Below are 13,021 nucleotides of genomic sequence, written 5' to 3' on the forward strand. Positions count from 1 at the left end.
TGGCCGCCGTCCTGCTGATGGCGGCGACCACAGCGTGTTCCACTGAGACCAGCAGTGCGCCTACGACCTCGCCCACGCCCTCCAGGAGCGCAACCGTGCCGCCCACACTCGACAGTCAGCTGATCGCCGCCGCCTGGAAGAACGACGTGGCCGGGGCCAAGCGCCTGATCGCTGCCGGCGCGAATGTCAACGCGGTCGACGACACCGTCCAGAGCGCATTCCTGATCGCCGCCAGCGAGGGCTACTTGGAACTGCTCGACCTGACGCTCGCCCACGGTGCCGACGTCCGCAGCCTCGACAGCTATCACGGCACGGCGCTCATTCGGGCCGCCGAGCGTGGTCACGCCGCCGTGGTCGGCCGGCTGATCAAGGCCGGCGTAGCGGTCAATCACGTCAACAACCTCGGCTGGACTGCCTTGCACGAGGCCGTGCTGCTAGGCAAGGGCACCCCGCAGTACGTCGACACCGTCCGGCTGCTGATCGCGGGTGGGGCCGATCGCGTCAAGCCTGCCGTCAACGACGGCGCCACACCGGTCCAGGCCGCGAAGGACCGCGGCCAGACAGCCGTCAGCGCCGTCCTGGACACCCAGGCGAAGGCGGATGCACTGCTGGACGCTGCGGCGTCGGGTGACGCCAACAAGGTCGCCGCAGCGCTGGCTGCCGGCGCTCCGATCGAGTCCCGCGACGACCACCGCCGTACGGCGCTGTTGCTCGCCTCGCTCAACGACCGGGTCGACGTGGCCAGGCTGCTCGTGGCGCTCGGCGCGGACCCCGACGCGCAGGACGACCGGCAAGACTCCGCCTGGCTCGTCACCGGCGTCACCGGGAGTGTCGCGATGCTGGAGACCCTGCTGCCCGCGAACCCGGATCTGACCCTGCGGAATCGGTTCGGCGGCATCTCGGTCATCCCGGCCGGCGAACGCGGCCACGTCGACTACGTCCGGCGGGTCGTCCAGACCAAGACCAACGTCAACCACGTGAACAACCTCGGCTGGACCGCCCTGTTGGAGGCGATCACCCTCGGCAAGGGCACGCAGCAGTGGCAGGAGATCGTGAAGATCCTCGTCGGCGCCGGCGCGGATCCCAACCTGGCCGATGCCGACGGCGTCAGCCCGCTCCGCCACGCCGAGTCCCGTGGGTACGACGAGATCGCCAAGACCCTCCGCGCCGCCGGAGCCCGCTAGCTAGCGGTCGCGGGTCAGACAGCGGGACGGGAGCTCGAACCAGCGGAGGTGATCGAAATCGGTGTTGACACTGCCCTCGGAGTCGGTGCGGTCCTGCTGACAGGTGGACAGCAGGTCGCGGGCCTCGGCGAGGTAGTCGTCGAGGGCGGACTCCGGCGCCGTGTGGTCGTGGCGCGGGTACCGGAGCTTGCCGTCGGCGTCGTAGCCGACCTGGGAGAGCCGCATCGGCGGCTCGACCGGGCCGCGGTGGTGCCGCCACAGCCCGTTGGCCGGGTCGAAGCGGTAGTCGCCGAGCAGCCGCCAGCCGTCCCGGGCGACGAGTTTGACGGCCTCGACGACGTACGCGAACACCGCCTCGGAGATGAAGTAGTTGAAGTTGACCCGCACCCAGCCGGGTTTGATCCCCTCACAGCCGTGCATGATTTCGTGCTCGAACTCGTGCGACCGGTCCAGGTCGATCCCGAGCAGCGCATGCCCGTACGGCCCGGCGCACGAACAGCCGCCCCGGGACTGGATGCCGAACAGGTCGTTCAGCAGCGCGACCACGAAGTTGTGGTGCAGGTACCGCCCCGAGGGCGCCTTGACCACGAACGACACGATCGACAGCCGCTCGGCGTCCAGGTTGCCGAGGATCTGCAGGTTCGGCTCGGCCGTCCAGGCCGCGACCGCGCGCCGCAGGTAGGCATCCTCGTGAGCCCGGATCACGTCGATCCCGACCGCCTGCTTCAGCTGGAAGGCCAGCCCGGCGCGGATCGAGCCGATGATCGCCGGCGTGCCGCCCTCCTCACGGTGCACCGGGTCGTCCAGATACCGGTGCTCGAGCGGGTTCACGTAGGCGACCGTGCCGCCGCCCGGCACATCGGGTACCCGGTTGCGAAGCAGTTCGCGGCGCGCGACCAGCACGCCGGGTGTGCCCGGGCCGCCGATCAGTTTGTGCGGGCTGAGGAAGATCGCGTCCTTGTACGACAACGGGTCCTGGTCGCGCCCGCCGTACATGTCGATCTCGACGTACGGCGCCGCCGCGGCACAGTCCCAGAACGAGAGCGCACCGTAGCGATGCAGCAGCGCCGACAGCCGCTGCGTGTTGCTGACGATGCCGGTCACGTTGCTCGCCGCCGAGAACGAGCCAATCTTCAGCGGCCGGTCGGCGTACTCCCGCAGTCTCGACTCGAGCTGGTCGATATCGATGTGGCCGTCCGCGTCCTGCGAGATCACCACCACATCGGCGATCGACTCGCGCCAGGGCAGCTCGTTCGAGTGGTGCTCGTAGGGGCCGATGAAGACAACCGGGCGCTCGTCGCGCGGGATCCGGTCGGTCAAGTGGTACCGGTCGTCGAGCTCGGCGGGGATCCGCAGGCCCATGATCCCGATCAGCTTGTCGATCGCCCCGGTCGCGCCCGAGCCGCAGAAGATCAGCGCGGTTTCGTCGTCACCGCCGACGCTGGTGTGGATGATGCGCCGGGCGTCCTCGCGCAGCCGGGTGGTCTGCAGCCCGGTCCCGCTCGACTCGGTGTGCGTGTTCGCGTACCGCGGGAGGACCTCCTCGCGGATGAAGTCCTCCAAGAACGTCAGCGCCCGCCCGGAGGCTGTGTAGTCGGCGTACGTGACGCGCCGCGGACCGTACGGCCCTGGCATTACCTGGTCGTCACCGATCACCGACGCCCGGATCCGTCGCAGCAACGGCGACTCCGGCGGCATCTCCGCCTGCTCCCCCTGGATACCCATGTCTCAGAGTATGGCGCGGACGTGACCTGCGTCTCGGTGATCGCTGCGCGCCTCGTGGATAAGGTCGGTGCAGTCGACGGCGAGGAGTGGGGATGACGTTTTCCAGCGAGCTGTGGAACCGCGGGGCCGCCTCCGTGTACGACGAGATCGTCCGGCACCCGTTCATCACCGGCCTGACCGACGGGACCCTCGACCACGACGCCTTCCGGTATTTCATCATCCAGGACAGCCACTACCTCCGGGCGTACTCGCGAGCGCTCAGCCTGGTCGCCGGACGCGCCCTGGACGAGGACGCGGTCAGCATGTTCGCGCTGCACGCCGCCAACGCGATAGCTGTCGAGCGTGAGCTCCACACGTCACTGCTGGCGTCTCTGGGGCTGACGGCGGCGGACGTCGACGCGGCCGGCTCGGGTCCCACCACCACGGCGTACATGTCCTATCTGACCGCCGTGTGCGCCACCGGGACGTACGCCGAGGCAGTGGCCGCTGTCCTGCCCTGCTACTGGATCTACCGCGACGTGGGGCGTGAGCTGCTCAAGCGGTCGTCCCCCGACCCGGCGTACCGGAAATGGATCGAGACGTACGGCTCGGAGGAGTTCGACGCAGTCGTCGAGTCGGTACTCGCCGTCACGGACGGACTGGACGTCGGAGCAGTTGAGCGGGAACGCTGTCATCAGCACTTCGCCATGACGTGCCGCTACGAATGGATGTTCTGGGACGCCGCGTACAACAAACTCGATTGGCCGGTGGGATGAAGGACTTCTACGACGTCGTGATTGTCGGCGGCGGGCACAACGGGCTCGTCGCGGCCGCGTATCTGGCCCAGTCCGGGCTCTCTACCCTCGTTCTCGAGCAGCAGCCGCACACCGGCGGCGCCGCGGTCAGCCAGCGCGTGTTCCCGGGCGTGGACGCCCGGCTGTCGCGCTACTCGTACCTGGTCAGCCTGCTGCCCGACAAGATCGTGGCCGACCTGGGCCTCGGTCTCGAGCTCCGGTCCAGGACAGTCGCGTCGTACACCCCGGTACGCCGTGACGGGCGCGACGTCGGCCTCATGGTCGAGCGTTGCGAGGGGGCGGCCACCCGTGCCTCGTTCGCTGCGCTGACCGGCGGTGACGCGGAATACGACGCGTGGGCGGCGTTCTACGGCGCGGTCGGCTCAGTGGCCGCTGCTGTTGCTCCCACGCTGCTGGAGCCGCTCAGGACGGCGGCTGACCTCCGCTCCCGGGTCGACGGCGCATTGTGGGACGAGCTGGTCGAGCGGCCGCTCGGCGAGACCATCGAACGGCGCTTCACCGACGACACCGTCCGCGGGGTTGTCGCGACCGACGCGATCATCGGCACGTTCGCCGGGCTGCACGACGAGTCACTCATCCAGAACCGGTGCTTCCTGTACCACCTGATCGGCAACGGCACCGGCGAGTGGCGGGTGCCGGTGGGCGGTATGGGAGCGGTCACCGACGCGCTGGCGGCAGCAGCACGACGCGCCGGCGCCTCCCTGGTCACCGACGCGGCAGTGACGTCGGTCCAGGTCGACGGGACCCGCGGATCGGTCACCTGGCTCGGTGGTGACGGTGAGCGATCCGTGGACTGCTCCTGGGTGCTCTCGAACGTCGCCCCGCCGACACTGGCCACGCTGCGCGGTCAGACCGATATCGAGAAGCCGGAGGGGTCGCAGCTGAAGGTCAACCTGCTGCTGAATCACCTCCCCGCGCTCAAGTCAGGTGACGACCCGGCACAGGCCTTCGCCGGCACGTTCCACATCGACGAGGACTACAGCCAGCTCGAGGCCGCGTACCGCTCCGCCGCGGCGGGCGAGCTGCCCGCCGTACCGCCGTCGGAGGTGTACTGCCACTCGCTGACCGACCCGTCGATCCTCTCCCCCGACCTGATTGCCTCCGGCCACCACACCCTCACCGTGTTCGGCGTGCACTTCCCCGCCCGATTGTTTGCCTCCGACAACGATTCATCCCGGTCCGAGTCCGTACGCCGGGTGCTCGCCGGCCTCCAGTCGTACCTCGCGGAACCCCTCGACGACTGCATCGCCCGGGACGCCGACGGCAACCTGTGCGTCGAGGCCAAGACGCCGTACGACATCGAGGAGTCCGTCGGCATGCCCGGCGGCCACATCTTCCACGGCGACCTCCAATGGCCCTGGGCCACCGACCCCGCCGACGCCGGCCGCTGGGGCACCGAAACCGACGTCCCGAACCTCCTCATCTGCGGCTCCGGCGCCCGCCGAGGCGGCGCCGTCTCCGGCCTCGGCGGCCACAACGCAGCCATGACCATCCTCACCCGCTAACCGATTTCGCATCTCCCCGATCCCCCTGCTACGATCCTCTTCGTTCGAAGGCAACACCAAGCGCCGCTAGCTCAATTGGCAGAGCAGCTGACTCTTAATCAGCGGGTTCGGGGTTCGAGTCCCTGGCGGCGCACAACAGCCCAGGTCACGCAGGTGACTTGGGCTTCTTCATGCCCACAGGTCACCTTTTACTCGACCTTTCTGCCGCGGGTCTCCCATCGACCCAGCCCTGCGGCCTTGAGCTGCTCGTGACTGTGTGTCACGTCACATCGGCCTCGGGTGTCATCGAACTTGCGGTCCTCTGCACCGGCCGTGCGGTGAACAGGCAACGCACGCACCGCGCTTGGAGGCAAGCATGCCGAAGCCACCGCACCTGGGCAGAAATCGTCACCAAGACCAACGGCAGGCCGGACTCGCTGAGTCGGGCCTGCCGGGGGTCTATCGGCGAGCGGCCGAGGATCCGCTGCGGCGCAGCGTGGTCACGACCTCGAACCGGGCGTCGTCATCGAACCAGGGGCGGAAGTTCGTCCCCCACGCGTTGTTGTGCAACGTGAAAGCGAAACCGGTAGACGGGTCGCCCGGATCATTGTCGAACTCGTACAACCTCGGCCGCCCGATGCTCACCACGGGAGCGTCGAGGGGCTCGATCGCGATCTCGTCCGAGTCATCCGCGTAACGGGCTGATTCGATCGCGTGCCAGGTCCGCCCGCCGTCGCGGACGACGTCGAGCGGATCGATCGGGACTCCGGACTTGTGCAGTCGCCACCGGCTCGGCGTACGGGCAGCAGGGTTGAAGCGCAGCCAGGAGGATTCCGGGGCGTAGAACGCGTCTTTGTCGCCGAGCCAGAGGGTGGTGCGCACGCTCGCCGTGTACGGCTCGTCCGAAGGCGTGACGGCATGTTCGAGAGTGATGGTGCGCGGGCCGCCGGCGTTCTCGCAGGCCTCCTCGTCGAGGCGGAGGCGACTGCGCACGTGCACGGCATCGGCCGCCTGCCAGGCCATGCTGTCCAGGACCCGCGGGAGGAAGCGCCGTGTCCTGGGCACCGGACGGAGCAGGTCGAGCCCGGGCTTGCCGAAATCCGGGAACGCCCAGAAGCCGTTGCGGTAGGGGTCGCGGCTGTAGGCATCCAGCCATCGCTGCACATCGGCCGCGCCGTAGGTCCAGTATTCGTAGGCGCCCAGAGCGCGTGATGCTTGGCCGACGGTATCGGCGTCGTCCGCGATGAGTTCGCAGCCGTCGAGGAGCAGTCCGGCCAGCGATCCGTCGCTGCCGACACGAAGCCGCAGTCGCTCGCTGTCGACGGTGCTGCCCACAGCGGTCGCACTGTCCGGCGCCACCGGCACGGCCAGGTCCAGTTCAGCAGTTGCCGCGGCGCGCAGCGGCTCGGGTAGCGCCTGAGCCGCTGCCAGCGCGTTGTGGCGCTTCTCGTCGAAGGTGGCGATCGCCTCGGAGTAGCGGTGTGGCTCGTCGCGGGCAGGTATGAACAGCTTCGTGTAGGCCAGTATCGGCGGGATGGTCTCGTCGAGCTGGATCACGTCACGTTCGCGCCGCTGACGGAACACCTCCTTGTCGTACGAGACGTAGTCGGGCAGGAAGTGCTTGTGGTCCCCGCCGCAGGTGTGCTCGGCGACGAGCATCAGCTGCTCGGACAGGGCTCGTTCCGCGTCGCTGTCCAGGACAAGGTCACCATCGGCGATCCAGGTCTCGCGCAGCCGGCCGAGGCGCTTCAGTGCCGCCGTCGTGATCGGATCGGCCGCCATCCCGTAGATCCACGAATCGCCGATCTCCTGGGTGAGGACCGGCAGATTGGTGCGCGACTCCCGCGCGGCCCGGCCGAAGGCGTTCAGATCCGATGCGATCACCTCGGCGTCCGGGTAACGCGCGTGCAGCGCCCGGACGTCCTCTGCGAGGGGCGGCCCCTGGTTGTCGTTGGTGAACGACAAGAACAGACCCTCGTCCGATCCGGGGACCGCACGCGGCAGCGCGCGTGCCGGGTCGGATCCGTACTCGGGGTCGTAGGACAGCACGACTTCGCTGCCGTCCGGCGCACGCCAGCGGGCGTTCGCGGGAACGTCCGGTACCGGGGACGCCGGGTTGACGCCGATGTGCAAGTACTGCACCCCGGCGGCCGCGAGGGCGGGGACCAGACCGATCGTGTGACCGGGAACGTCGGTCATCTTCGCCGCGGTCGTGACCCGGCCGTAATCTGCGTCCAGCCGGGCCGAATAGGTCATGCAGTGATCGAGCAGGCTGCGCGAGAGCAGCTCGGTCTGCGTGGTCAGCGGGTAGGCGTGCCAGGACACGAAGCCCTCCCGGATCGCCGCGTCGAGATCCGCGCGCTGCGCGGCCGTGCCCTCGCGGAGCGCGTGCGCGATCAGCCAGGCACCGGTGGTCCAGACGAACTCCGGGCGTCCGGACCGCTCGGCCAGATCGCGGGCAAGACGGATCGCCCCCGGGATGAACTCGTCCCGGTAGCGCCTGAGTACGTTCGCCGCGAAGTCGGTGAACCCGACGTCCAGATGCGTCTTGAAGACCACATGAATCTTGGCGAAATCCGACGATCCGCCTGAGGTCTCGGCGTCCTGCTCGCCGGCCCGCCAGCTGTCAACCAGCATCAGAAGTCCTTTGTCGTGTGGGAGGTCGGTCCGGATTCGGCCTCGCGTGGGTAGCGGACGAGGTTGTTGCTGTAGCCGCCGTCGACGACGAGCGAGGTTCCGGTGATGTAGCGGGCGGCCGGACTCGCGAGGAAGACCGCGACGTCCGCGATCTCGTCGGGGGCGCCGACCCGGCCCAACGGGATCCATCGGGCGAACTGTTGCGAACCGATGGTATCGATCAGGTCGGAGTTCATCCGGGTACGGATCGCGCCCGGGGCGATCGCGTTGACGCGGATGCGCTCCGGCCCGAGCTCGACAGCCGCCGTGCGGGTGAAGGAGGAGAGGCCGGCTTTGACCGCGGCGTACGCGCCGTTCCCGCTGACCGGCACGGACTCGTGGATGGACGTCACGTTGATGATCGAAGCGTTGGCGCTCTGCCGCAGCAACGGCAGACTCAAGCGGCTCAGCGCCGTCGGCGCGATCAGGTTGACCTCGAGGACCTCCGCGAACGCGTCGGACTCGAGTTGATCGAGTCGAGCGGGGATTTCGATACCAGCGTTGTTGACCAAGACGTCCAGTCCGCCCAGCGCCGTGACAGCGTCCATGATCCGGTCGGGTGCTGCCCGATCGGCAAGATCACCGGCAACGAACTGGCAGCCCAGTTCTGCCGCCAGCGCTGCTCCGGTCTGCTGGTCGCGATCGTGGAGAACGCAGTCGGCTCCGGCAGCGAAGAAGGCACGCACGATCGCCTCGCCGATGCCCTGCGCGGCTCCGGTGATCAACGCGCGCAGGCCGGAGAGAGGCCGGTCGAAGTACATGGTGGGTCCTCCAGTGAGACCGTGGGTCAGAGTACGCCGAAGGTCGCGAACGCGGTCGAGGCCGACATGCCCTCAGCGACCGCGGCCCGGAACTTCACCTCGCCGGCCCGTTTGGCGAAGGCCGCGGCCACCACTTCGCCGGCGATCCCGGCGGGTGCCACAACGACGCCGTCGGCATCAGCGACAATCAGATCGCCGGGCTCGATCCGGACGCCGTCGATCACACAGGGCACCCGGTGCTGGTCGATCTCATGCCGTCCGAGGCTGTCGTACGGGATCGTTCCGGCGGAGACGACCGGAAACCCCAGCCCACGTACCTGTCGGGTGTCGCGCACCAGGCCGTCGGTGATCGCACCCGCTGCGCCACGAGCCTGACATGCGGTCGACAACAGTTCACCCCAGACGGCGATGTCGGTGGCACGCTGTGTCGGGGTCACGAAGACCTCGTCGGCAGCGATCGCGTCGAGCGCTGCGACCAACCCGGCGAACGGACGTTCGGGTACGTCGTACACGCGGTGAATGCTGACCGGGAAAGCCCAACCGGCCAGCACGGTGTCCGGGTCGAGCGGGACGAGGCCGGGCGCCAGACACTGCGCTCGGAGACCCCGCGCGTCCAGCGCATCGGACAGAATCGCCGATCCGAGCTCGGAGCGGACTTTCTGCAGGTCGATGGTCACCATGCCGGCATCACCGGCGTCCAGCTCGGCCGGAACGGATCCGCACCCTGTCCCGAGTCTCCTTCGACGTACAGGTTGGCGAATCTGCCCGTCGCATGCAGTTCCCTGTACCGGGCCACCTTGTCGTCGTCCAGCTCAATGCCCCACCCTGCGCCCGCCGGCGGCTCGAGCCGGCCGTCGCCGTCGGGCAGCAGCCGCGGTCCGGCGATGACGTCGTCGACCAGGTGGTGGTAGTGGGCGTCGACGGCGAGGGTCAGCTCGGGGATGGTCACGCCGGTGTGGGCCATGATCGCCATCCCGATCCCGAGCTCGATTCCCGAGTGCATGCCGACACCGAGGCCGTGGATCTGGCAGATGGCGGCGAGTGCCTTGGTCTCCAGCGGCCCGCCCCAGTACCAGGGATCGGACAGCACGATGTCGACGCTGCCGAGCGCCAAGGCTCCCGGTAGGTCCTGGAAGTCGACGACGCACATGTTGGTCGACAGCGGCATCGAGGCCTTCGACCGAACCAGGCCCATCCCGGCCTGGCCCGCGACCGGGTCCTCCAGGTACTCCAGGCCGATCTCGGCGAGAGCGTCGAGCAGCCCCAGCGCGGTCCCGGTCGCCCAGGCGCCGTTCGGGTCGATCCGTAGCCGGACGTCCGGCAAGTGGTCCCTGATCGCCTGCAGGGTCGCCACCTCGGTCGCCGGATCCTGCACGCCGGCCTTGAGCTTCACCGTACCGAACCCGTACCTGCGCACCAGGTCGGCGGCATGCTCGGCCATCTCGTCGGGCGTCGTGACCGCCGGCTCCGCGGCCGATGGGTGCCGGTAGAAGCAGTACGCGGCCAGGTCGATGGAGTCCCGCAACGCCCCGCCGAGAACCTGGTACGCCGGGACGTCGAGCGCCTTGCCGACGATGTCGATGCACGCCATCTCGAGTGCGGCCGCCACCAGCGGGTTCTTGCTCCAGTAGAAGCGTTGAGTGACCCGCATCCGGATCGCTCCGGTCTCCAGTGCGCTCATGCCGAGGACGATCGTTCCGGCCCGCTCGACCTCGGCCGCGGACGCGGCGGTTTCGGACAGCCCTACCAGACCGTCCGTGGTGTGGACCCGGACGATCGTCCGGGTGAACGCCTCGTGCACGCCGTACGAATGGCGCAGCGGAGCCTCGATCGGCACCGTCACCTCGAACGCTTCGACGCTCGCGATCGTGAGCTTTGTCATGATTGTTCTCCCTGGCGGATCTGTCCGAGGCGAAGGGTCTGGATGCGCCACGGCGGCAAGGTGAGTCGTACCTCGCCGTCGATGCTCTCGACTGTCTCCACGACGTTGTCGTCGAGATCGACGAGATCGGCCGACGCTCCGACCGCCGCACCGGTGAGGCGTACGGTTGCCGGCGCGTCCGACTGGTTGACCAGGCGGGCGTTCGCGCCGTACTGGTCGAGAAACAGCGCGGACAGCCGTACGTCGTCGCCCTCGTTGCGCAGGAGTTCCACAACCTGGGGGCTTGCATCCGGCACGATCCGGGGAGCACGCCAGGCCACATCCGCCATCTCCGCGACCTCCGCCCTCGCAATGCCCGCGCCGGTGGGAACCAGTCGGAGCGTCCAAGCCGTCCGGCCGGGGTTCGCCCAGGCCATCCGCGGATCTCCACAGGACGGCGCCGTCCGGAGCAGAACCGCCTCCAGTCGCTCTCCGGCGTGACGGAAGGCAGGGTGCTCGGTGAGAATGGCGAGCCCACCTTCCGGTGCATCCACGTGCAACCAGTGCTGGACCTCGCGGTAGGCCCGCAGGTTCTCCGGGGAGATCTCATCCGGCATCAACGGCCTCATGCGGGCATCGACCTCATCCCAGCCCGAGCCGTGGAACGGGGTTCCGTGCGACACCGTGGACCGGTCAGCCGTTGCCAGCGGCAACCTGATCTGCCAGTTCTCGAAGCCGGGCCAGTCCACCGTCGTCTCGAGATCGACGCGTGGCTCGCCGGCCCACACCCGGACGGCGCTGGTGAAGACAACGTCCAGCAACTGCCAGCGGATAATGACACGAGCCACGACCGGTCCGCGATCCGTGAGCTCGACCGACTCCAGGACGGCCGGCGTCGCGGCGGTCTCGTCGGTCGCCAGCGTGACGTCGTTGCCATGCTCAGGTACGGCGTACGCACCGCCGACCGGGACGGTCCACAGGGCCCCGGTGACCGCATCGCGCAGATCGAGGCGGCCCGTTGCCCTGTCGATCGAGACGTCGACGTGGTCCGTGTGGATGGTGATGACCGCTTCGGTCTCGTGGACCTCCGGCGCTCGGGTGATCGGCGCGGGGTCAATCGGTCCGCAACCGACGCCCGCGCCCGCGGCCGTCCGAAGGACGGCCTGGCACGTGTCGCCGGGCCCTTCGAGGAACTGCACGCTGTCCTCCGGGCACCTCGCCAGCCACTTGGCCAGGTGTTCGGAGAGTGACTCGTCCAGCATCAGGTGCCGGTCGGAGTCGCCCAGCCTCGTGCGCACGAGGGCCGGCTGGTCCGACTCGCCCCGGCCGACGGCATGGTCCAGGACCTCGCTCGCGAAACCCAGGGCGCGGTCATGCCGGACCTTCTTCTGGAAGATCGACAGTTGCCCGTCCATCCCGCCGCCGTTGTGATCCTGGGTGAAGACGTGCATGCGCCAGAGCCATTCCCATTCGCGTCCGTCCGGGGCGTAGTCGTCCTGGTCGAAGAACGCGTCCTCGCCGTACAGGCCGCGCCACTTCTTGGCGGACTCCGGCAGCGGTGTGCGACCAGCCGCGACGCCGATCGCGCTCGCTGTCTCGCCGTCCAGCAGCAAGGCTTCGAGTCGGCGGACGCGGTGGAAGAACCGCATCTCCTCGTCCGGCGCCACGCCCCATACGCTCGGCAGTGAGCCGGACACTTCCAGCAGCGGGGTATCGGTCGCGAGGTACGGCGCTACGACGGTCGCCGGGATCGCGTAACTGATGGTCAGATCCGGCTCCTCGGCGCGGTACTGGCCCACGTACTCGCGGAGGTCCTTGCCGTAGCGGGTGGTGAAGTCCCCGGCGGCGGTGAGATCGCCGGCCGATCCGGAGACGGCGACGACACCGTGCGGATACCGGCTCTCCAGATCGTCGAAGCTGAGCGTTCGGCCCTCCAGGAACGAACCATGCGTGCGCGGGTCGAGACCGGACTCGTTGAGTGCGAGGAAGACGTAGTGCTGCGGCCAGGTGACCATGGTCATCGCGGAGCCGTCAGGACCACGATGGCGCCAGATCCTTCCCTCGTGGAAGATCTTCCGGCTGGTCACGTAGTACCGGATCCCTGCCTGCGCGTAGATCTGACCTGTCTGAGCGTTCAGTCCGGGCAGGTCGGGATGGGCCGCCAGTTGGGCGTCCACGCCGAGCCGTTCGCGGGCCCAGGCCCGGCCGATCTGGATGTTGCGGATGATCGACTCGCCGAGCACCAGGTTCTCCCAGCGGTCGATGTAGGCCGCGCCGATCTCGAGCCGGCCCTCGGCCAGCAACTTTCGTACCTTGCCTTCGTAGGCAGGGTTCTCGGCCAGGAAGTGCTCGGCGAAGATCGCGGTGTCGATGACGAAGGTCTCGTCGCCGGACTCGATCGCCCGGTCGAGGTAGGAGCGGATCACCTCGTCGCCGCGTCGAAGGCAGTTGCGGTAGTCACCCAGCCAGAACAGGTCCAGGTGGGAGGTCGGGATGATCGCGACGGAGCGAGTGGGCATGGGGTATATCCCTTCGG

At 68.6% G+C, this 13,021-nt stretch carries 9 protein-coding genes and 1 tRNA gene; 4 read left to right on the top strand and 6 right to left on the bottom strand.

Annotated elements, in window-relative coordinates; translation table 11 throughout:
* The first annotated feature begins 95 nt into the window (after positions 1-95).
* Positions 96-1,184: an ankyrin repeat domain-containing protein gene (locus ACWEOO_RS02300; RefSeq protein ID WP_452141400.1), complete on the top strand. Its 1,089-nt coding sequence runs from the start codon at positions 96-98 to the stop codon at positions 1,182-1,184.
* On the opposite strand, the gene ACWEOO_RS02305 is transcribed toward ACWEOO_RS02300, so the two are convergent.
* Entirely contained in the window at positions 1,185-2,909 is a 1,725-nt protein-coding gene (locus ACWEOO_RS02305) for an aminotransferase class V-fold PLP-dependent enzyme (protein WP_363711982.1), read from the bottom strand.
* Positions 2,910-3,001: 92 nt separating this feature from the next.
* On the opposite strand from ACWEOO_RS02305, the gene tenA reads away from it, so the two are divergent.
* From tenA to ACWEOO_RS02320, 3 genes are all read left to right on the top strand, one after another.
* Positions 3,002-3,664, top strand: a complete 663-nt coding sequence (gene tenA / locus ACWEOO_RS02310) for a thiaminase II (RefSeq protein ID WP_452141401.1) — start codon at positions 3,002-3,004, stop codon at positions 3,662-3,664.
* Positions 3,661-5,208 (top strand): phytoene desaturase family protein, encoded by a 1,548-nt coding sequence (locus ACWEOO_RS02315; protein WP_452141402.1) that lies wholly within the window; start codon positions 3,661-3,663, stop codon positions 5,206-5,208. Before tenA ends, ACWEOO_RS02315 begins: the two co-directional genes overlap by 4 nt.
* Before the next feature lie 60 nt (positions 5,209-5,268).
* Positions 5,269-5,341 (top strand) — tRNA-Lys (locus ACWEOO_RS02320).
* Positions 5,342-5,646: 305 nt separating this feature from the next.
* Here the strand turns inward: ACWEOO_RS02320 and ACWEOO_RS02325 are convergent.
* The 5 genes from ACWEOO_RS02325 to ACWEOO_RS02345 are packed head-to-tail and all read right to left on the bottom strand — an operon-like array spanning position 5,647 to position 13,004.
* Positions 5,647-7,824: a DUF5054 domain-containing protein gene (locus ACWEOO_RS02325; RefSeq protein ID WP_452141403.1), complete on the bottom strand. Its 2,178-nt coding sequence runs from the start codon at positions 7,822-7,824 to the stop codon at positions 5,647-5,649.
* Positions 7,824-8,624 (bottom strand): SDR family NAD(P)-dependent oxidoreductase, encoded by an 801-nt coding sequence (locus tag ACWEOO_RS02330; RefSeq protein ID WP_452141404.1) that lies wholly within the window; start codon positions 8,622-8,624, stop codon positions 7,824-7,826. The genes ACWEOO_RS02325 and ACWEOO_RS02330 overlap by 1 nt, the downstream gene beginning before the upstream one ends.
* A gap of 26 nt (positions 8,625-8,650) precedes the next feature.
* A complete protein-coding gene (locus tag ACWEOO_RS02335; protein ID WP_452141405.1) occupies positions 8,651-9,304 on the bottom strand; it encodes an RraA family protein in 654 nt (217 codons plus the stop codon).
* On the bottom strand, positions 9,298-10,506 hold the full coding sequence (locus ACWEOO_RS02340) for an enolase C-terminal domain-like protein (protein ID WP_452141406.1): 1,209 nt from the start codon (positions 10,504-10,506) through the stop codon (positions 9,298-9,300). Before ACWEOO_RS02340 ends, ACWEOO_RS02335 begins: the two co-directional genes overlap by 7 nt.
* Positions 10,503-13,004, bottom strand: coding sequence for a glycoside hydrolase family 38 N-terminal domain-containing protein (locus tag ACWEOO_RS02345; RefSeq protein ID WP_452141407.1), 2,502 nt, complete (start codon positions 13,002-13,004; stop codon positions 10,503-10,505). Before ACWEOO_RS02345 ends, ACWEOO_RS02340 begins: the two co-directional genes overlap by 4 nt.
* Positions 13,005-13,021 lie beyond the last annotated feature (17 nt).

It is taken from the genome of Kribbella sp. NPDC004138 (assembly GCF_053603655.1).

What these genes read in the sequence shown, in the direction of transcription:
- ACWEOO_RS02305 (WP_363711982.1), bottom strand. Translation starts at nt 2,909, where the DNA reads ATGGGTATCCAGGGGGAGCAGGCGGAGATGCCGCCGGAGTCGCCGTTG.
- tenA (WP_452141401.1), top strand. Translation starts at nt 3,002, where the DNA reads ATGACGTTTTCCAGCGAGCTGTGGAACCGCGGGGCCGCCTCCGTGTAC.
- ACWEOO_RS02315 (WP_452141402.1), top strand. Translation starts at nt 3,661, where the DNA reads ATGAAGGACTTCTACGACGTCGTGATTGTCGGCGGCGGGCACAACGGG.
- ACWEOO_RS02325 (WP_452141403.1), bottom strand. Translation starts at nt 7,824, where the DNA reads ATGCTGGTTGACAGCTGGCGGGCCGGCGAGCAGGACGCCGAGACCTCA.
- ACWEOO_RS02330 (WP_452141404.1), bottom strand. Translation starts at nt 8,624, where the DNA reads ATGTACTTCGACCGGCCTCTCTCCGGCCTGCGCGCGTTGATCACCGGA.
- ACWEOO_RS02335 (WP_452141405.1), bottom strand. Translation starts at nt 9,304, where the DNA reads ATGGTGACCATCGACCTGCAGAAAGTCCGCTCCGAGCTCGGATCGGCG.
- ACWEOO_RS02340 (WP_452141406.1), bottom strand. Translation starts at nt 10,506, where the DNA reads ATGACAAAGCTCACGATCGCGAGCGTCGAAGCGTTCGAGGTGACGGTG.
- ACWEOO_RS02345 (WP_452141407.1), bottom strand. Translation starts at nt 13,004, where the DNA reads ATGCCCACTCGCTCCGTCGCGATCATCCCGACCTCCCACCTGGACCTG.